The sequence below is a fragment of the Frateuria sp. GZRe12 genome (assembly GCF_051900535.1).
GTDB lineage: Bacteria > Pseudomonadota > Gammaproteobacteria > Xanthomonadales > Rhodanobacteraceae > Frateuria_A.
Genome location: NZ_JBHZGI010000002.1, coordinates 410846 through 429829 on the forward strand (window position 1 = coordinate 410846; position 18984 = coordinate 429829).

Annotated in this window: 17 protein-coding genes; 11 read left to right on the forward strand and 6 right to left on the reverse strand. The window is 68.9% G+C overall.

The window, feature by feature from the left end; all coding sequences use genetic code 11:
* Window positions 1-7: 7 nt before the first annotated feature.
* The gene (locus ACFWZ4_RS07650) at window positions 8-724 is read right to left on the reverse strand and encodes a gluconate 2-dehydrogenase subunit 3 family protein (protein WP_439704125.1); all 717 of its coding nucleotides are present in this window, start codon (window positions 722-724) and stop codon (window positions 8-10) included.
* 357 nt (window positions 725-1081) lie between these two features.
* Between ACFWZ4_RS07650 and ACFWZ4_RS07655 the strand changes: the two genes are divergently transcribed.
* From ACFWZ4_RS07655 to ACFWZ4_RS07695, 9 genes are all read left to right on the forward strand, one after another.
* Window positions 1082-1507, forward strand: a complete 426-nt coding sequence (locus ACFWZ4_RS07655; RefSeq protein WP_231322757.1) for a response regulator — start codon at window positions 1082-1084, stop codon at window positions 1505-1507.
* A gap of 87 nt (window positions 1508-1594) precedes the next feature.
* Window positions 1595-3592: a PAS domain S-box protein gene (locus ACFWZ4_RS07660; RefSeq protein ID WP_439704126.1), complete on the forward strand. Its 1998-nt coding sequence runs from the start codon at window positions 1595-1597 to the stop codon at window positions 3590-3592.
* A 144-nt stretch (window positions 3593-3736) separates the two neighbouring features.
* Entirely contained in the window at window positions 3737-4009 is a 273-nt protein-coding gene (locus ACFWZ4_RS07665) for a hypothetical protein (protein ID WP_439704127.1), read from the forward strand.
* Between the two features lie 59 nt (window positions 4010-4068).
* A complete protein-coding gene (locus ACFWZ4_RS07670; RefSeq protein ID WP_439704128.1) occupies window positions 4069-5136 on the forward strand; it encodes a BON domain-containing protein in 1068 nt (355 codons plus the stop codon).
* Between the two features lie 283 nt (window positions 5137-5419).
* Window positions 5420-6760, forward strand: coding sequence for a sigma-54-dependent transcriptional regulator (locus tag ACFWZ4_RS07675; RefSeq protein ID WP_439704129.1), 1341 nt, complete (start codon window positions 5420-5422; stop codon window positions 6758-6760).
* Window position 6761: 1 nt separating this feature from the next.
* Entirely contained in the window at window positions 6762-7481 is a 720-nt protein-coding gene (locus tag ACFWZ4_RS07680; protein WP_439704130.1) for a hypothetical protein, read from the forward strand.
* Window positions 7482-7851: 370 nt separating this feature from the next.
* Window positions 7852-8145 carry a KGG domain-containing protein gene (locus tag ACFWZ4_RS07685; RefSeq protein WP_231322745.1) on the forward strand — a complete coding sequence of 98 codons (294 nt, stop codon included), beginning with the start codon at window positions 7852-7854 and terminating at the stop codon, window positions 8143-8145.
* 51 nt (window positions 8146-8196) lie between these two features.
* Window positions 8197-8847, forward strand: coding sequence for a DUF4142 domain-containing protein (locus ACFWZ4_RS07690; protein ID WP_439704131.1), 651 nt, complete (start codon window positions 8197-8199; stop codon window positions 8845-8847).
* A 4-nt stretch (window positions 8848-8851) separates the two neighbouring features.
* Window positions 8852-9037: a hypothetical protein gene (locus tag ACFWZ4_RS07695; RefSeq protein WP_439704132.1), complete on the forward strand. Its 186-nt coding sequence runs from the start codon at window positions 8852-8854 to the stop codon at window positions 9035-9037.
* A 7-nt stretch (window positions 9038-9044) separates the two neighbouring features.
* Here ACFWZ4_RS07695 and ACFWZ4_RS07700 read toward each other — a convergent pair whose 3' ends face one another.
* Window positions 9045-9932, reverse strand: coding sequence for an alpha/beta hydrolase (locus tag ACFWZ4_RS07700; protein WP_439704133.1), 888 nt, complete (start codon window positions 9930-9932; stop codon window positions 9045-9047).
* Window positions 9933-10049: 117 nt separating this feature from the next.
* On the opposite strand from ACFWZ4_RS07700, the gene ACFWZ4_RS07705 reads away from it, so the two are divergent.
* On the forward strand, window positions 10050-14696 hold the full coding sequence (locus ACFWZ4_RS07705; protein WP_439704134.1) for a DEAD/DEAH box helicase: 4647 nt from the start codon (window positions 10050-10052) through the stop codon (window positions 14694-14696).
* Between the two features lie 31 nt (window positions 14697-14727).
* Here the strand turns inward: ACFWZ4_RS07705 and ACFWZ4_RS07710 are convergent, their stop codons facing one another.
* From ACFWZ4_RS07710 to ACFWZ4_RS07720, 3 genes are all read right to left on the reverse strand, one after another.
* Entirely contained in the window at window positions 14728-15099 is a 372-nt protein-coding gene (locus ACFWZ4_RS07710; RefSeq protein WP_439704135.1) for a nuclear transport factor 2 family protein, read from the reverse strand.
* Between the two features lie 161 nt (window positions 15100-15260).
* Window positions 15261-16856, reverse strand: coding sequence for a S10 family peptidase (locus ACFWZ4_RS07715; protein ID WP_439704136.1), 1596 nt, complete (start codon window positions 16854-16856; stop codon window positions 15261-15263).
* A 78-nt stretch (window positions 16857-16934) separates the two neighbouring features.
* Window positions 16935-17795 (reverse strand): EamA/RhaT family transporter, encoded by an 861-nt coding sequence (locus tag ACFWZ4_RS07720; protein ID WP_439704137.1) that lies wholly within the window; start codon window positions 17793-17795, stop codon window positions 16935-16937.
* Between the two features lie 114 nt (window positions 17796-17909).
* On the opposite strand from ACFWZ4_RS07720, the gene ACFWZ4_RS07725 reads away from it, so the two are divergent.
* A complete protein-coding gene (locus ACFWZ4_RS07725; protein ID WP_439704138.1) occupies window positions 17910-18218 on the forward strand; it encodes a DUF1272 domain-containing protein in 309 nt (102 codons plus the stop codon).
* 70 nt (window positions 18219-18288) lie between these two features.
* Here ACFWZ4_RS07725 and eda read toward each other — a convergent pair whose 3' ends face one another.
* A complete protein-coding gene (eda, locus tag ACFWZ4_RS07730) occupies window positions 18289-18933 on the reverse strand; it encodes a bifunctional 4-hydroxy-2-oxoglutarate aldolase/2-dehydro-3-deoxy-phosphogluconate aldolase (protein WP_439704139.1) in 645 nt (214 codons plus the stop codon).
* Window positions 18934-18984 lie beyond the last annotated feature (51 nt).

An 18984-nucleotide genomic window follows, 5' to 3' on the forward strand; every position in this document is an offset into this window, starting at 1 on the left:
CGCGCCATCAGGAAGCTTCCCCGGCATGGGCGAGCGCGGCGCCGGGCACGCGGCCGATCAGGCTGACGCAGGGCTGCGGGTAGGGCTTGCCGTATTCGCCGATCTCGCGCACGTAGTTGTAGCGCGGGCCCGGGAAGCCGATCAGTTTCCAGCCGGCGAAGTCGCGGTTGCCGCCGTAGGCTGGGTCGGCGAGGAAGCCTTCTTGGGTGTTCTGCCAGAGCAGGTTGAAAAAGGTCTTCGACGGCACGTCGCCCAGGTCGACCTTGCCGTCTTCGAGCGCATGCAGCACCTGGTCCTGCTGGTCGGTCGTGAGCTTGGCGAACGGCTGGCGGTACTGCGCTTGGCAATGCTTGTCGATGCCGGCGATCGCCTGGCGATAGAGCTGCGCGGGCGTGAAGCGCAGCTGGTAGCCCTGGCCATCGATGCCGTTGGGCCAGGGGCCCTGCATGTACCAGCGCTCGGCGCGGCCGTAGGGACCGGCCAGCTGCAGGTCGAGGAAGGTGGGAACGCCCGCCTTGTCGGCACCGGGGCCCAGCGTGTCGGCGGGAATCAGCCGCGCGGTGGCGGCCTGGATGAAATCCATCTCCCCGGCCGCGAAGAAGGCGTTGGACGGGCCGCCCTGCGCATCGGCGCCGCTGCCGCCGCAGGCGCACAACGCCATGCCGGCCGGTACCGTCACGCCGACGAGCCTGAGGAAATCCCGGCGTGCCGGATCGTGGTTCACGTCTGCCGCTCCTTGCCTTCACGGGAAAAAGAGAGCCTAGGCAGGCGACGGTGAAGGGCCGGCGTCATCGGGGTGAAGATCGGGTGGTAGCCGTCGCAATATTTTGCGTTTTGGTTCAACGGTTTGCGCCATCTGCCATCGGAGAGGAGTCCGCTGACCACACCTACCCGAGGGCGCGGCAGGTTCAAGCGACCTCGACAGGAGCGCTACCGCAATGGCCGTGAAATTTTTTGAACCACAGGCCTAAGATCGCCTGCTTAATGCTTGACGCAGCAATGCTTTAGCCTGCACGCTTCCATCACTTCTGTATGGTCAGGATTCACGGTTCGAGCCGCGCTTGCGTGTGTGGGAGGTGTCATGGCGAAGGACAACCTTGTGTTGCTGGTGGAAGACGACTCGGACACGCGGGAAGTCATGGCGTTGCTCCTTGACGCGGCCGGTTATCAGGTGCTCTCCGCGCGCGATGCCAGCTCCGGCATCCGCCTGATGGACGAGCAGCCCGGGATCGACGTGATCGTCACTGACGTCAACATCGGCGCCGGCCAGGACGGCATCAGCATGGCCGAGGAGCTGCGCCGGCGCGGGTCGACCGCTGCCGTGGTGGTGATTTCCGGCGACCCGGAAGCGTCCAGCGAACGGCTGGGTCCGACCGCCACCTTCCTTCCCAAGCCGTACGACCGCAAGGCGCTGCTGGCGGCGATCGCCGATGCGCGCGCCAAGAATGCCCGCGCCTGCGCCGTCGCCGACGATGGCCGGCCGCCCTATCCCGGTTTATCTCACTAGCCAGTTGAGGTAGGTTCGGTCGAGGCCGGCCAAACCGGAAGGCGGTCGTGCTGCGACTGCAACCTTTTGCCCGGGGAACGAATGCCGATGACACCGTCATGGACGGCCGTGGCGCGGTGCTTGCTGTGCAAGGACGGTGGCGTGGAAACAAGCGGGTCCAATTCGTACCAGCTGCTGGTGCAGTCCATCCTGGACTACGCCATTTACATGGTCGATCCGCAAGGGCGCATCCGTAGCTGGAACGCCGGCGCCGAACAGATCCACGGCCATCGCGCCACCGACATCGTCGGACGCCCGTTCGCCCAGCTGCATACCGAGGAAGAGCGCGCGGGCGGGCGGCCGGAGCTGATCCTGCACATGGCCGCCGCGCACGGCCGCTTCCAGGAAGAAGCCGAGCGGCTGCGCCGCGACGGCAGCCGCTTCTGGGCGCACGTGGTGTGCGACGCGGTGCGCGACGAGCAGGGTCACCTGATCGGCTTCGCCATGGTCACCCGCGACATCACCGAGCGGCGCCTCACCGAAAAGCGCTTGCGCGAAGTGGAGCGGCGCTTCCGCCTGTTCGTCGACGGCGTCACCGACTGCGCGATCTGCATGCTCGACGCGCACGGCACCGTCACCGACTGGAACACCGGCGCCGAACGCATCAAGGGCTATACCGCGACGGAAATCATCGGCCGGCCGCTGACGCAGTTCTTCGTCAACCCGTTGGTGGCCCAGACGGCGATGACCGTGGCCAGCGAGTGCGGCCGCTACGATGTGGTCGACTGGCAGGTCCGCAAGGACGGTTCGCGCTTCATGGCCGAGATCGCCATCGACGCGATCCGCGACAACGACGGCCAGTTGCTGGGCTTTGCCAAGATCACCCGCGACATCACCGAACGCATGGAAGCGGAACGGCATCTGGAAGAAACCCGCGCGCAGCTGTTCCAGTCGCAGAAGATCGAGGCGCTGGGCCAGCTCACTGGCGGCATGGCGCACGACTTCAACAACCTGCTTCAGGGCATCATCGGATCGCTGGAAGTGGTCGAGATGCGCCTGGCCGCCGGTCGCCAGGACGTGGAGCGGTTCCTCGGCAACGCGCTCGATTCGGCCAAGCGAGCGGCCACGCTGACCCATCGCCTGCTCGCCTTCGCGCGGCGCCAGCCGCTGGCGCCCAAGAGCGTCAACCTCAACGACCTGATCGCGCAGATCGCCGAGCTGCTGCCGGCCACGCTGGGCGAGCGGATCGAGCTGAAGCTCGAACTGGCGCCCGCGCTGGTGCCGGTGCTGTGCGATCCGAACCTGCTGGAAAGCGCGATCCTCAACCTGGCCATCAACGCGCGCGACGCCATGCCCGACGGTGGCCAGCTGACCATCCGCACCGGCTCGGTGCCGCCCGGCGAAGGCCCGCTGCGCCGACCGCACAGCCTGCGCGATGCGCCCACGTTGCTGCTGCAGGTGAGCGACACCGGCATCGGCATGACGCCCGACGTGCGCGCGCGAGCCTTCGACCCCTTCTTCACCACCAAGCCCAAGGGGCGCGGCACCGGCCTGGGCCTGTCGATGATCCATGGCTTCGTCAGCCAGTCGCGCGGCGCCATCGAGCTGGACAGCGAACCCGGCCACGGCACCACCGTGTCGATCTACCTGCCCAGCGGCGAGCGCCGCAGCGTGCGTGCGCTGGACGATCGAAACGCCGGCAAGCACTGGGAGCCTGCCGCCGGCGAGACCATCCTGCTGGTGGAGGACGAAGACGTGGTGCGCGACCTGATCGCCGGCAAGCTGCGCGACCTGCGCTACCGCGTGCTCGAAGCGCGCGACGGCCACGCAGGCCTGGCCATCATCGAATCGACCGAACGCATCGACCTGGTCGTTTCCGACATCGGACTGCCCGGCCTGACCGGCATGCAGATGGTCGACGTCGGCCGCCGCCACCGCCCGGACATGAAAGTGCTTTTCATGACCGGGTACGCCGAGACCATGCCCGATAACTGGACGCTCGACGCCAACACCGACCTGTTGACCAAGCCGTTCGAGTTCGACGCGCTGGTGCAGCGCATGCGCAACCTGCTGCCCGGCCCGCTGAAGCAGGCAAGCTCTCCGTAACAGGCAGGCGCCCGCCTGTAAAAACTGCCGGGGTCGGTAAAAGCTGCCAGTGCCGCGTGCACGGCCGGGCTCGCCGGCACCCGCTCGCCGGATTGGCACATGGCTTGAATGGTGGGTGATGTCCCTCTTCCACGAGGCATCCCCATGCACGCGTTCCTGCCCTGCCCGCCGCTGGTCAATCCGATCCGCGTGCCGCGCATGCCGCCGCCCGGCAGCATGGTGCCGTCCAAGCCGGTCGGTGACCCCGAATCACTGCCGCCCGACCCCACACCGCCGCAGCCTTACGACCCGGGCGATCCGGTACGCGCGCCGAAGCCGCGCGAGCCGGACATGCCGGCCATCGACCCGCACGAGCCCGGCATTCCCATGCCGCGCATCGGCGAACCCGGCACGCCGCTCTGCCGCTGGTTGAACTGACAGCAAAAGTTGACACGAAGGCTGCAATTTTTTCGCCCACCCATCCCACCGGAGGTTCCATGAGCCGAGACGACGATCGACACGACGACGAAAGGTCACGCTATCGCACCCGCGAAGAGCGGATCCGCGAACGCAACCTGCGCGATCCGTACGAAGCGGGTCGGCAGGTCCGCGCGTACGGCGGCGACGAAGAACGCCCCTGGCAGGCCGCACACCCGCGCCGCGACTTCGAGGGCGGTCGCGCGCCCGACCGGAGCGAACAGCCGGCGCGCTACGGTGGCAGCTATCGCGAAGATGACGAGCTGTGGGCACGTCCGCGCGACGCGCGCGGCGATGCGCGCTACGGCCTGGACACCGACGCCGAGCGCCACTTCGCGGAGGGCTATCGCAATGCGGACGACCGCCACCGCGCCCACGGCTACGGCCGCTCCGCGGGCACCTGGCGGAACGAGCCGCGCCACGGCCAGAGCAACAGCGGCTACGACGCCGATCGCGCCTACGGCCAGGGCAACCGGCAGGACGACGCGCGCAGCGATCGCATGCGCGCCAGCTGGACGCAGGAACACGATTACGAGGGCCCGCGCTACGGTGCGGAAGGCGGCCGCGCGTCATCCGGACGTGGCGAGCTCGGCAGTCAATACGCGCGCACCGATACCTACGGTGGGGCCGGCTTCCGCCAGGAGGGCAAGCGCTACTGGTTCGACGAAGGCGACCAGCGTGGCCAGTTCCGCGGCACGCAGCCCCGCGGTTACGAGCGCAGCGACGAACGCCTGCGCGAGCTCGCCTGCGAGCGGCTGACCGACGCGGACCTGGACGCCAGCGATATCGAGGTGAAGGTGAACCAGGGGACGGTCACGCTCGAGGGGACCGTCCGCGCGCGCTGGATGAAGCACGCCGCGGAGGACATCATCGACGACCTGGGCGGCGTGAAGGACATCCAGAACCATCTGCGCGTAACTCGCGGCGATGCGGACACCAGCGCGCAAGCCACGACAGCTTCGCCAGCCAGCGGGCCCGGCGGTACGTCGGCCACTGGATCGTCCGGTGGCGCGACCGCCGGTACGGCTCCCTCGGGCGGCGACGCCGACAAGGGCAACGGCGACATCGGCGGACGCAGCCGACATTGACGCGCGCTGCACAAACCTGCCTGCACGACAACGCAGACGCGCGCAACGCGATAAGCGCAGGCGCGCGTACGGCATACGCCACACGCGTGTCGGGCAACCCTTACAACTGGGAACATCTCTTCGACGCTACTTGCACTTCGCTTGGGGCATCGTCGGTTTCGTCCACGCCGACCTGCCAAGCGCTGCGCAGTTCTAGCTGTCGCCGTGGATCCACGGGCGCGCAGGCGCGCCCCGATTCCTCCACGAGACAGCTTGGGGTCACCGACCCCTCCCCGGTGAACCTGTGCCGACGACTGCTTCCATCCTGCTCGTTGACGACGACCTTCAATTCCTAGACGTGGTAACCGCCTTTGCCGAACCGAAAGAATGCACCGTCACCGGTGCCGCCAGCCTGGCGCACGCGCTCAAGCTCACGGCCGAACGGCGATTCGATCTCTTGTTGCTCGACCTGTCGTTGCCCGATGGCAACGGCCTGGAACTGATCGACCGCCTGGACCCGCAACAGACCGGGCAGGTGGTCGTGGTCACTGGACATCCTTCGGTGGAGACCGCCGTGCGTGCGCTGCAATTGCCCGTACTCGATTACCTGATCAAGCCGATCGAGGGCGCGCAGATCACCTGCCTGCTCGACCAGGCGATCGCCGCGGCCAAGCTGCGCGCCGCCTCGCAGGAAGAAAGCGAGCGCTGCGGCGAGCTGATCGGCACGAGCGCGGTGATGCAGCAGCTGTTCGAGAAGATCCGCCGCGTCGCGCCACTGGACGTGACGGTGCTGATCCACGGCGAAAGCGGCACCGGCAAGGAACTGGCCGCGCGCGCGCTGCACCGGTACAGCGAGCGCAGCGGTCGCTTCGTCGCGGTCAATTGCGGCGCGATCGCACCGGATCTTCTCACCAGCCAGCTGTTCGGCCACGAGCGCGGCAGCTTTACCGGCGCGGTCAAGGACCACGCCGGCTTCTTCGAGCAGGCGCAGGGCGGCACGCTGTTCCTGGACGAATGCACGGAGATGCCGCTGCAGTTGCAGACGCACTTGCTGCGCGTGCTGGAGGAGCGCGACGTCACCCGCCTCGGCGCCAGCGCCAGCAAGCCGGTGGACGTGCGCGTGATCGCCGCGACCAACCGCGATCCGATGCAGGCGGTGCGCGACGGCGTGCTGCGCGCCGACCTCTACTACCGCCTGATGGATTTCCCGCTGGCGATGCCGCCGCTGCGCGAACACGCCAGCGACATCCCGCTGCTGGCCCAACGCTTCCTGGACCGGCTCAACGAACGCTACGGCACCTCGCGCCGCTTCGCCCCCGATGCGGTGCGCCGGCTGTTCACCTACGACTGGCCGGGCAACGCGCGCGAGCTCAAGCACGCCGTGCAGCGCGCATGGGTGATGTCCGGCGAGGAGCTGGACATGCATATCGCCCAACCACCGCAGCATCCGCTGCACCAGGCGCACGACCACGGCAGCATGCCCTTTCGCATCGGCATGACGATCGAGGAAATGGAAAAACAGATGCTCCTGCGCACGCTTGCGCATTTCGACAACGACAAGACGCGAACGGCCGAGGCGTTGGGGGTCAGCCTCAAGACGATCTACAACAAGCTGTCGCGTTACCAGCACGAAGACCGCGAATGAAATGAACGCACGACCGGCAAGCTCAGCCATCACCCCCATCCCCCTGCCGCTGCCGACAACGTTGCAAGCGCTAGATGCCTCCTCCGCCGAGGAGGCGATCACCCGCCTGCTGCAACATGTCAGCCTGCAATGGCACGCCGAAGTGTGCCTGCTGGTGGCGCCGCACCGGCCCAGCGGGCAGGGCCGCTACTGCTGGCAGCTGCCCCCGCCACCGCCCTCGCGCCGCGACGCGCGGGCGCTGGCCGGGCAGGTGGCCACGCAGTCGCTGCGCTCGGCACTCACCGTGGAACGCAGCGATGCCCGCGAACGCGACGGCAGCGCCCGCCTTCGCGCGATCGCCCTGCCGTGCCGCCGCGCGCGCCGGCCGGCAGCCGCGCTGGGCCTGGCGCTCTACCGCCCGCGCATGCTCGACGCGGAAGAACGCGCTGCGCTGGCGCACGTCGGTGCCTGGCTGGCGGTGCTGCTGCAGCGCGAACGGCGCGAGGCGACAGAGCAGGAACAGAACACCGATCCGGTGCCGGTGGTCGATGCCATCAACAACGCGCTCAACGTCATCCTGATGCGCACGGATCTTGCCGCGCTGATGCTCGAGCGCAAGGAACACGCCGGCGTGCTCACCGTGCTCAACCAGATCGGCAGCGGCTGCCTGCGCTGCGCGGAGCTGGCCCGGGGCCTGCTCGCCGAGCCGCCGCGCCCGTTGCGCCGTTCCGATCTGAACTAACCCGCGGCAAAGCCTCGCCCACGAAGGGCTGCTGCAAAAAAAGCCGCGCGCTGTCCGCCGGAGCCGGGCCGCGGGCGATGCTTTCATCCCGCCCGGCGCAAACGTCTAGCCCCCGTCCACACGGCCGTCACTGCCCGTAGCTGCCCGTCCCGGCAACTTTTCCAAGCGGCTTTGTAGTTTTGCCGCGACCGCTTGCGAGCAGGCGCGACAGCATCCGTCCTGTCGACGACGTTGGCCGCGAAACGGCGGCGTTCGGCGCACTTCCAGACTGGCATGGATGTTGCCACCACACGGCAGTCGCCGCGCAATGCGGCGCGCCGTCGGGCCCCCGTTGCTCGACGTCCCCCGAACGCATGAAGAGAGCACCGACATGTCCAGCAAGAACCCAGGCAGCAGCACCAGCAAGCGCGGCTTCGCCAGCATGGACGAGGAGCGCCAGCGCGAGATCGCCAGCGAGGGTGGTCGCGCGGCGCATGCCAGCGGCCATGCCCATCAGTTCACGTCCGATGAAGCGCGCCGCGCCGGCCAGAAAGGCGGCGAGGCGGTGAGCGCCAACCGAGAGCACATGGCGGCGATCGGGCGCAAGGGCGGCGAAGCCAGCCACGGCCGTCGCGGCGATACCAAGTCCGGCCGGACGGAACAGAAGGACGAGGAAGGCGATTGATCGCGCCCCCGCCAGACCCGGGGGCCGCAACCCATCCAAAAGGAGAACACCATGACTGCACGACGCATCTGCCTGGTGCTCGGCACCGCGCTGCTCGCCGGCCTGTCCTTTGGCGCGGTCGCGCAGAACGGCGCGGCCCACGACAGCGGCGACCGCATGACCCCCAGCATGCAGAGCGACGGCAGCCGCGACGCGATGTTCATGCGCAAGGCCGCCGCCGCCAACACGGCCGAGATCCAGGCCGGGCGCATCGCGCTGGACAAGTCCGGCAATGCCGAGGTCAAACAGCTGGCCCAGCGCATCATCGATGACCACACCAAGGCCGGCGACCAGCTGGTGAGCATTGCCCAGCGCAAACAGGTGTCCCTGCCCACCGAGCCGATGCCGACGCAGAAGCAGGAGGCCGATCACCTCAAATCGCTCAGCGGCACCGCCTTCGACCAGGCCTACGCGCAGGCGATGGTCAAGGACCACCGCGACGCCATCGAGTTGTTCGGCATGGAAAGCGCGAACGGCAGCGACCCCGACCTCAAGCAGTTCGCCAGCACCACGCTGCCGGCGCTGAAGATGCACCTGCAGATGGCCGAGCAGCTCCCCGGCGGGGGCATGCATCGCAACGACGCGATGGACCACACCGACACCACGCCAATGGACGACAACGGCTCGATGCGTATGCCGGCTTCGGGCAGCAGCACGCGTTGAGACGATGAACGCCACCGCCCACCAGCGCTGCGCCCACCCGGCCTGTCGCTGCAGTGTGCCGGTGGGCGACACCTACTGCTCCGAACACTGCCGCCAGACGGTCGACGAACCGGCCGGGGGACCGTGCGGTTGCGGGCACGCGCCCTGCGAGTCGGGCAACGCGCCCGGGCAACAACTGGCTGATCGGTAGGGTGACTTCAGTCCACCACACGGCAGGTGGGCTGAAGCTCACCTTGCGGGATTCGCGCGAGCCACGCCTCGAGTTGCGCGAGGACCCGGGCGCGACCGGGTTCGGCCTCGTTGAACAGCTCGTGGAACAGTTCCTCGTACACGTGCATCGTCAGGTGGCCACTCGCCCGCGCGGCGTCGGCGAACGCAAGGCTGCCGCGCGCATCGACCAGCCGGTCGGCGCCAGCCACCAGCAGCAGCGTGGGTACCGACAGCGACGCGGCGACGTCGATGCAATGCCGGCCGCTTTCGAAAATGAAGCGCGCCAGGCGCGGAGTGATCCAGCCCGAGCGCAACGGATCGTCCCGGTAGGCCTCGACTACCGTCGCCTCGTGCGACAGCGCTTCGAACGGCAGCCCGCTGCGCAAGGGCAGGTTCGGCAGCACACGGGCCAGCCGCGTGGCCAGCGCCTGTTCCCACGCCGGCGTCCAGGCCCGCAGCGCCGGTGAGGAAAGCACCAGCGCAGGTGGCGCCACGCGACGGTCGAGCACGGCGCGCAGCGCGACCAGCCCGCCCATGCTGTGACCCAACAACAGTGGTGGTGCGGGCAGGCTGGCGGCGAAGTCGTCGTACATCCCGGCCAGGTCGTCGATCAATTCCAGCGGCCTCGACAGCGCGCCCCGCCGACCGGGCGAACGGCCATGCCCGCGCTGATCGTAGCTGCGCACTGCATAGCCGCGCGTGTTGAACCAGGCGGCCAACGGACCGTAGCGGCCGGCGTGCTCGCCCAGCCCGTGCACTATCAGCACGCCGGCGCGGGCACCGGCCAGCGGCCACTCGTGCGTGCACAGCCGCCGGCCGCCGGCCAGGCTCAGCCAGCCGAGCGTTTCCCTGCCTTCCTGCCACTGTGCATCCACGCGCCTGCCTCGTTTGCCCGTCCCTTAAGCTAGCCCGACGGCAGCGCCCTGAACAGGCTCGAAGTATGAGACGGGAGCCCCTATATCATCGGGAACGCCAAACCCGCCCCGGCCGCCATGCCGCTCGAACACTTCCATCCTGCTGTCGCGCGCTGGTTCCAGCGCAGCTTCCCGGCGCCCACCGCGGCGCAGGTGGGCGCGTGGCCGAACATCCACGCCGGCCGCCACACGCTGGTGGCCGCGCCAACCGGCTCGGGCAAGACGCTCACCGCTTTCCTTGCCGCCATCGACGCGTTGGTGCGTGAGGGCGTGGCCCACGGCGGCGCGTTGCCGGACGAGACGCGGGTGGTTTACGTCTCGCCGCTCAAGGCACTGTCCAACGACATCCACATCAACCTCGAAGCGCCATTGGAAGGCATCCGCGCCGAACTGGAGGCCGAAGGATTGCCGGACGTGGCGATCCGCACCGCGGTGCGCACCGGCGACACGCCGCAGGCCGCGCGTGCACTGATGCGCAAGGTCAGCCCGCACATCCTGGTCACCACGCCCGAGTCGTTGTACGTATTGCTGGGTTCGGCGTCCGGACGCCAGATGCTCAAGAGCACGCGCGCGGTGATCGTCGACGAGATCCACGCGCTGGCCAATTCGAAGCGCGGCACGCACCTGGCCTTGTCGCTGGAGCGGCTGGAGTCGTTGTGCCAGCGGCCGCTGCAGCGGATCGGATTGTCGGCGACGCAGAAGCCGATCGAAGAGGTGGCGCGGTTCCTGGTCGGAGCGCGCGCGCCTTTATCAAAGCCTTCGCAGCGCAAAGCGCCGCCTTCGCCTCCTCTCCCCGCCGGGGAGAGGATTGAGGCGAGGGGCCAATCTCGCGGGGATCCCTTGCTGGGATTGCCCGCGAGCCTCGACCCCTCACCCGACCCTTCGGGTCACCTTCTCCCCCCGCTCTCATCAAGTCCGGGGGAGAAGGAAGCAACGAGTTGCGCGATCGTCGACGTGGGCCACACCCGCCCCCGCGACCTCGCCATCGAAGTGCCGCCCGTGCCGCTCGAAGCGGTGATGTCCAACGACAGCTGGGGCACCGTCTACGACCGCCTCGCCCAGCTCGCCCGCGAACATCGCACCACCCTGGTCTTCGTCAACACCCGTCGCATGGCCGAGCGCGCCGCCAGGCACCTGGCCGAGCGGCTGGGCAAGGAGGCGGTGGCCGCGCACCACGGCAGCCTGGCCAAGGAGTTGCGGCTCGACGCCGAGCAGCGCCTCAAGCGCGGCGAACTGAAACTGCTGGTCGCCACTGCCTCGCTGGAACTGGGCATCGACATCGGCGACGTCGACCTGGTCTGCCAGCTTGCCTCGCCGCGCTCGATCGCTGCATTCCTGCAGCGTGCCGGCCGCTCCGGCCACGCGGTCAACGGCACGCCCAAGGCGCGCCTGTTCCCGACCAGCCGCGACGACCTGCTCGAATGCGCCGCGCTGCTCGACTGCGTGCGCCGCAGCGAACTCGATGCGCTGGTGCAGCCGGTGCAACCGCTGGACGTACTCTCGCAACAGATCGTGGCCGAGGTGGCCAGCCAGGAATGGGACGAGGACGCACTGTACGCGCTGGTGCGCGGCGCGCATCCCTATCGCGAGCTGCCGCGCGAACAGTTCGACGCGATCGTGCGGATGCTCGCCGAGGGTTTCAGCACCCGGCGTGGCGCACGCGCCGCTTACATCCACCGCGATGCCGTACATCGCCAATTGCGTGCGCGCCGCAACGCGCGGCTGACCGCGGTGACCTCCGGCGGAACGATCCCGGACACGGCCGATTACCTGGTGGTGATGGAGCCGCAGAACACCATCATCGGTTCGGTCAATGAGGACTTCGCGGTCGAGAGCCTGGCCGGCGACGTGTTCCAGCTCGGCAATACCAGCTATCGCATCCTGCGCGTGGAGCGCGACCGCCTGCGGGTGGAAGACGCGCACGGCGCGCCACCGAGCATTCCGTTCTGGCTGGGCGAGGCACCGGGGCGCAGCGACGAACTCTCCTTTGGCGTGGCGCGGCTGCGCGAGGAGATCGCCCATCACCTGGACACCGGCGGCGTCGCCGCGGCGTTGGCATGGCTGCGTTCGACGCTCGGCATGGGCGAGGCGGCCGCGCAGCAACTGGCCGACTACCTGCATCGCGCCAAGGTCGCGCTCGGCGTGCTGCCGACCCAGCACACGATCGTGTTCGAGCGCTTCTTCGACGAATCGGGCGGCACCCAGCTGGTGATCCACACGCCCTTCGGCAGCCGCATCAACCGCGCCTGGGGCCTGGCGCTGCGCAAGCGCTTCTGCCGCCAGTTCAACTTCGAGCTGCAGGCGGCGGCGACCGAGGACGCGATCGTGCTGTCGCTCTCGACCAGCCACAGTTTTCCGCTGGAGGAAGTCTCGCGTTACCTGCATTCGAACTCGGCCGAGCACGTGCTGGTGCAGGCGCTGCTGGATGCGCCCCTGTTCCCCGCCCGCTGGCGCTGGAATGCGGTCACCGCGTTGGCGCTGCCGCGCTATACCGGGGGCAAGAAGACCCCGCCGCAGATCCAGCGCATGAAGAGCGAGGACCTGCTCGCCACCGTTTTTCCCGACCAGGTGGCCTGTCTGGAGAACATCGTCGGCGAGCGGCAGATTCCCGACCACCCGCTGGTCAACCAGACCCTGCACGACTGCCTGCGCGAGGCGATGGACGTCGATGGGCTGCTGCGTATCCTGCGCGGCTTCGAAACGGGTGCGATCACGGTAGTCGCGCGCGACCTCACCGGCCCCAGCCCGCTCGCCTCCGAAGTACTCACGGCCGCGCCCTACGCCTACCTCGACGACGCGCCGCTGGAAGAGCGGCGCACGCAGGCGGTGCAGAACCGCCGCTGGAACGCCGAGGACGCCGACGACCTTGGCCGGCTCGATCCGGACGCGATCGCCGCCGTGCGCGAGGAGGCCTGGCCGCAGGTGCGCAGCGGCGATGAAATGCATGAGGCGCTGACGCTGCTGGGATTCGTCACGGCCGACGAAGTGGCTGGCAATGCCGGGTGGCAGGAACGCCTGGACACCCTCGCGAAACACCACCGTGCCACACGCCTCCTTGTCACCCCGGCCCGGGCTCCCTCTCTCGCGGATGTGTGGGTCGCCGCCGAAGTGTTGCCGCTTTGGCAAGCCATCCATGCGGGTGCCGCGCTGCACCCGCCGATCAGCGCGCCGCCCGACTACGCCGCCCAGACGTGGACTCGCGACGGCGCCTTGCTCGAGCTGGTCCGCCGCCGCCTGGGGGGCTTGGGCCCCACCACGCCTGCGGCGCTGGCCGCCTCGCTCGCCGTCGACCCGGCCGACATCGAGCCCGCCCTGCTGCGCCTGCAGTCGGAAGGCTACGTCATGCAGGGCCGCTTTACTCCGGACGCGCCGGCCATCGAATGGTGCGAGCGCCACCTGCTGGCGCGCATCCATCGCTACACCATCGGTCGCCTGCGCCGTGAGATCGAGCCGGTCAGCCGCCGCGACCTGATCCGCTTCTTCGCCGACTGGCAGCACCTGACGCCCGACACGCGGCTGGAAGGCCCGGACGGCCTGATCGCCACCCTGCACCAGCTCGAAGGCTACGAAGCCGCCGCCGGCGCCTGGGAAACCGAGCTGCTGCCCGCGCGCGTGGGCGACTACGCCAGTCGCTGGCTGGACGAGTTGTGCCGTGCCGGGCGCTTCGGCTGGAACCGCCTGCGCGCCGGCGGCGGCAGCGCGGGCCCCGTGAGAGCCACGCCCATCGTGCTGCTGCCACGCCGTCAGATGGCCATCTGGACGTCCATGGCCGCGGGCGAGCTGGCGCAGGACCAGTTGCTCTCCTCGCGTGCCCAGGCGGTGGCCGACGCGCTGGCCAGCCATGGCGCGCTGTTCTTCGACGAGCTGCTCGATGCCACGCACCTGTTGCGCACCGAGCTGGAGAACGCGCTGGGCGAACTGGTCGCCGCAGGCCGGGTCACCGCCGACAGTTTCGCCGGCCTGCGCGCGCTGCTGCTGCCGGCCGCCAAGCGCGACTCGCGCCCGCATCGGCGCGCGCGGCGGCATGCGTTGAGCGAGATCGAGGATGCGGGACGCTGGTCGCTGGCCCGCCCATCCCTTCTACCTCCGGGGGAAAAGGTGGCGCCGAAGGGAGCACAGGAGGGGTCGGGGCCTGCGGGTAGCCTCGGTGTGGGTTCGACGCAAGCGCCGCCCCTCACCTCAATCCTCCCCCCGGAGAGCAGAGGAGGCGAACGTGGCGCTTCGCGCCGCTTTGATTCGGATGAAGCAGAACACGTTGCGCGTGTCCTGCTGCGTCGCTACGGCGTGGTGTTCTGGAAACTGCTCGAGCGCGAAGCCCCGTGGCTGCCCTCCTGGCGCGAGCTGCTGCGCGTGTACCACCGGCTGGAGGCGCGCGGCGAGATCCGCGGCGGGCGCTTCGTCGAAGGACTGGTCGGCGAGCAGTTCGCGCTGCCCGAAGCGATCGGCGCCCTGCGCGCGGTGCGCCAGCGGGAGGCCACGCAGCAGCTGGTGTGCGTCAGCGGCAGCGATCCGCTCAACCTGGTCGGCACCGTGCTGGCCGGCGACAAGCTGCCCGCGCTGGCCGGCACCCGCGTGCTGTACGAAGACGGCGTGCCGGTAGCCGCGCTGGTGGCCAACAAGCCGCAGTTCCTGCTGGAGGCCGATGGCGCCACCCAGCAGCGCTGGCGCAACGCACTGTTGCGTCGACCTGGCAGCGCGGCTCAAGGCATCGGCCTGGCGGTATGAGGCCCTGGTGGGCTTCAGCCGACCACCGGCCTCAGTCGCTGATGTCCGCGACGTGGATCAGCAACCCGTCGTGCACGCGAAACTCGCTGCGGCCGTTCAGCGCGATCGTCTGCCCGGCCATGGGGCCGTTGGGCAGATCCAGTGCGAACACGCCTTCGAACGCGATACCCACCTGCGCCACGCCGTTGTTTTCGACGTAACCGGTGACAGTCTGCCGCCGCCGCGCGAACAGCGGCAAGGTGCTCTGCGCCAGGCGGCGGAAATCCTCGATGCCCTGGGTGCGTACCGTGGTGACGCCTGCGGTGATGTTCTCGAAGGTCACCTGCGGATGCAGCGTGGCCAGCATGCCGTCCACGTCCAGGCGGTTGTAGGCGTCGATATAGCGATCGATCAGGGCGCGCATGGGATTTCACCGGGCTTGGGGGGCGCCCGGAGCATAGCAAGCGCACGATCCAAAGCCCGGGGGAGGGAAGTTCGCGAGGGGGGGCGGCCGGAGCAATTGGTCCGCTCGACCCGTACCTCTGCGTCCTCGTCTGCGCGCTCTCCCAAGGAGAGCGAACAGCGTTACTTCACGTTGTCGGTCTGCTCGATGAACTTCGCCACGTTGTCGTGCAGCTCCTTCAACGACTGCTCGTGCGCATAGACCATGTGCCCGGACGGGTACCAGGCGTAGGAAATGTTCTTCTGCAGCGAGGCCGGGATTGGCAGGTGGCTCATTTCGTATTCGGCGGCGAAGTAGGGCGTGGCCAGGTCGTAGTAGCCGCCGTTCAAGAACACCTTGAGGTCCGGGTTGGTCTTCATCGCGATCGCCAGGTCCGGCATCACGTTGGTCGATTGCTGCAGCGCCTCGCCGTGCACGCCCGGCGCCTTGTGCGCGAAGTCCCAGTGATCGATGTCGGCGAACAGGCGATATTGCATGCCGTCGCCGAACTTCAGTTGCCGGCGCACGTAGTCGTTGAAGGCCGACACGTAGGCCGAGCTGATCGCCGAGGACTGCGGGTCGTACTCGGAATCCTTGGCCAGCGGATCCAGCGCGGGACCGGAGAAGCGGCTGTCCAGGCGGCCGGTGGTAAATCCGCCATCGAACTGCAGCTCGTGCTCGAACATGCCGCCGGTGACGCGCAGGTCGGCCTTGACCAGGTAGTCGACCGGCAGGCCGGTGTACTGGTGCAGCTTCTCGGCCACGGCGCGCTTGCGCGCCTCGTCCAGGTGCGCGCCCTGCATCAGCGCGCTGGCGTAGTCCCCCAGCGCGTACTGCTCCACCTCGCGCAGGAACGGCTCCAGTTGCGCCGGCGGCTGCGGCAGCTTGTGGTGGTAGTAGGCGGTGGCGGCGAAGGTCGGCAGCGCCAGCGCGTAGGGCAGGTCCACGCCGGGGTTGAACTCGGGTCCGTCGATGCTGGTGTCGAACGAAAGGATCTGCGAAAGCAGGATCATGCCGTTCAAGTCGACACTGTCCTCGTTCTCCAGATCATTGGCCAGCACCGCCGAGCGCGTGGTGCCGTAACTTTCGCCGAACAGGTACTTGGGCGAGTTCCAGCGCCCGTATCGGGACAGGAAACGGGTGACGAACTGCGCGAAGGCCTTGCCGTCCCCGTCGACGCCGTAGACGTCCTTCTTGCGCTTGTCCATCTGCGCGTCGCGCTTGGACTTGTCCTTGTCGTCGGCGATCAGGCGCGAGAAGCCGGCGCCGGGCGCATCGATGAACACCAGGTCGGAGGCGTCGAGCAGGCTGTAGTCGTTGTTGACCAGGCCGTAGGGCGCCGCCGGCGTGTGGCTGTCGTCACTGGTCACCACGCGCTTCGGGCCGAACGCGCCCATGTGCAGCCACACCGTGGCCGAGCCCGGGCCGCCGTTGTAGATGAAGGTGATCGGCCGCCGCGCCGGGTCCGCGCCCTGCTTGAAGTAGGCGGTGTAGAACATGCTCACGGTGGGGTCGTCGCTGTCATCGCCGTGTTCGTGCAGCACCAGCGTGCCGGCGACCGCCTTGTAGTCGACGCGCTTGCCCTCGACGCTCACCGAACCGGTGCTCTCGGCGCTGTGCGGCTTGGCCAGCGCCGCATCGGGCTGGGTCTCGGCGGGGGCCTTGTCCTTGTCGGCGGCGAAGGCAGCGGGAGCGATCAGCAGCGCGGTCAGCGCCGCGACGAGGGGTAGCTTGCGCATCGAACGACCTCACCTAGGCACACGGAAGCGGCCAGCATAGGCGCGCCCGGCGGCCACTTCATACCCCAGAAGTCACTCTCAGCCCCGCGCCAGCAGGGCAATCGCCACGACGGCCAGGCCCAGGCCCGCGAGGTTGACGCGAGAGAGCCGCTCGCGGAACACCAGCAGCCCCGCCAGTGCGCCCAACCCCACCACGCCCAGGTTCATGCCCGCGAACACCAGCGCCGGTCGCCCCGGCAACGCCTGGTGCGCGCGCAGGTAGAACAGGATGTTGCCGAAGTTGAGCAGGCCAAGCAGCAGGCCCGCGGCGAGGCTGCGGGCACCGAGGTGCGTCTGGCCACGCGCCAGCCGCCATCCCTGCAGCACGAGCGAGACCAGCAGCGCCAGCGAGAACATCGCCAGCAGCCCCGCTCCCAGCGGTACGCCCGCGCCAGCTAGGCGCTTGAACAGCACGTCGATCACGCCGAAGCCGAGGAACACCAGCAACGGATAGGCCCAGCGACCGGCGCCAGCGGACGCCTGGCCTTCACCGGCCGGCCGCCACATGAGGCTCACCAGCGCTCCCAGTCCCGCTGCGATGCCCCAGTCCTTGGCGGCGCTCGGCGATTCGCCGAACAGGACGAACGCCGCCAGCAGCGAGATCAGCAGCGACAACCGCTGCGCCACTTCCGAGCGCACGATGCCCGCGCTGCGGACCGAGCCGTCCAACGCCAGGAAGATGGTCGGCAGCAGCAGGCCCAGCCCCGCGAGCGCCGGCCACGCGCCGGTGGCGGCGTGCAGCGTCGATGGCGCCGGCGCGAACACCAGCGCGGTCGCCGCGGCGGCCACCACGTAATTCCAGGCGATCGCCTGGCCCACGTCGACGTCCAGCCGGCGGGCAAGCTTGAGCAGTACCGACACCAGCACGCTGCACAGCGCGGCGGCCAGGAGGAAGGGCATGGCGAAGTCCAGGGCAAAGACGAAAAGAATAACCGGGACGCGCGCTTTCCCTTGCGTGGACAGCGGACGCAGTATGCGTGGCGCATGATGTGCGCCTTTCCACCGGAGCCTCCCATGCTCGAACTTCGCCCGACCTGCGAACACTGCGACAAGCCGCTACCGCCGTCGTCGACCGAGGCGCACATCTGCTCGTTCGAATGCACCTTCTGCCAGGACTGCGTCGAACAGGTGCTGCGCGGCGTGTGTCCCAACTGCGGCGGGGGCTTCGTGCCGCGACCGGTGCGGCCGGCGCGGGACTGGAAGAACGGCCATTTCCTCGGTCGTTATCCGGCCACGGACAAGGTCACGCACAAGCCGGTGGATGCGGCGGCGCACGCGGCGCTGGTGGCGCGACTGGACGGTCTCACCCCCGAACGGCGCTAAGCCTCATGAAGGATCCCACTTGTGGGCGAGGGTTTCCCAGCACCACCCAGGTGGGACTTCCGCAAAAAGCCTAGGGCCGCAGGTTCGCGGCGGCGCGCGCCAGGGTCTCGATCCCGGCCCAGTCGCCGGCGGCGAGCTTGTCCGCCGGGGTGAGCCAGGAGCCGCCCACGCACAACACGTTGGGCAGGGCGAGGAATTCGACGGCGCTCGCCGCGCTGATGCCGCCGGTCGGGCAGAAGCGCAGCTGCGGCAGCGGGCCGGCCCATGCGGCCAACAGTCTGGCGCCGCCGGCCGGCACGGCCGGGAAGAATTTCAGGTGGCGATAGCCGCGCTCCAGCAAGCCCATCGCCTCGCTGGCGGTGGCCGCGCCGGGGAGCAGGGCCAGCGGGACGTCCTCGGCCGCATCCAGCAAGCGCGCCGTGGCACCCGGCGACACGGCGAAACGGGCCCCGGCCTCGTACGCCGCGCGCAGGTCGGTCTCGCCCAGCACCGTACCCACGCCGACCACCGCGCCCTCGACTTCGGCGGCAATCGCTCGCACGGCGTCCAGCGCAGCGGGAGTTCGCAGGGTCACCTCGATCGCGGGCACGCCGCCGGCGACCAGCGCACGCGCCATCGGCACGGCAGCGCGGGCGTCCTCGATCACGACCACCGGGATCACCGGCGCGAGGCGCATGAGGCTGGCAAGTTCGTTCTGGTAGGCATCCGAGGCCATGGGTTTTCCTGGCGGTAGAGGGCTTCCTGCAGGAGTCCCGCTTGGGGACGT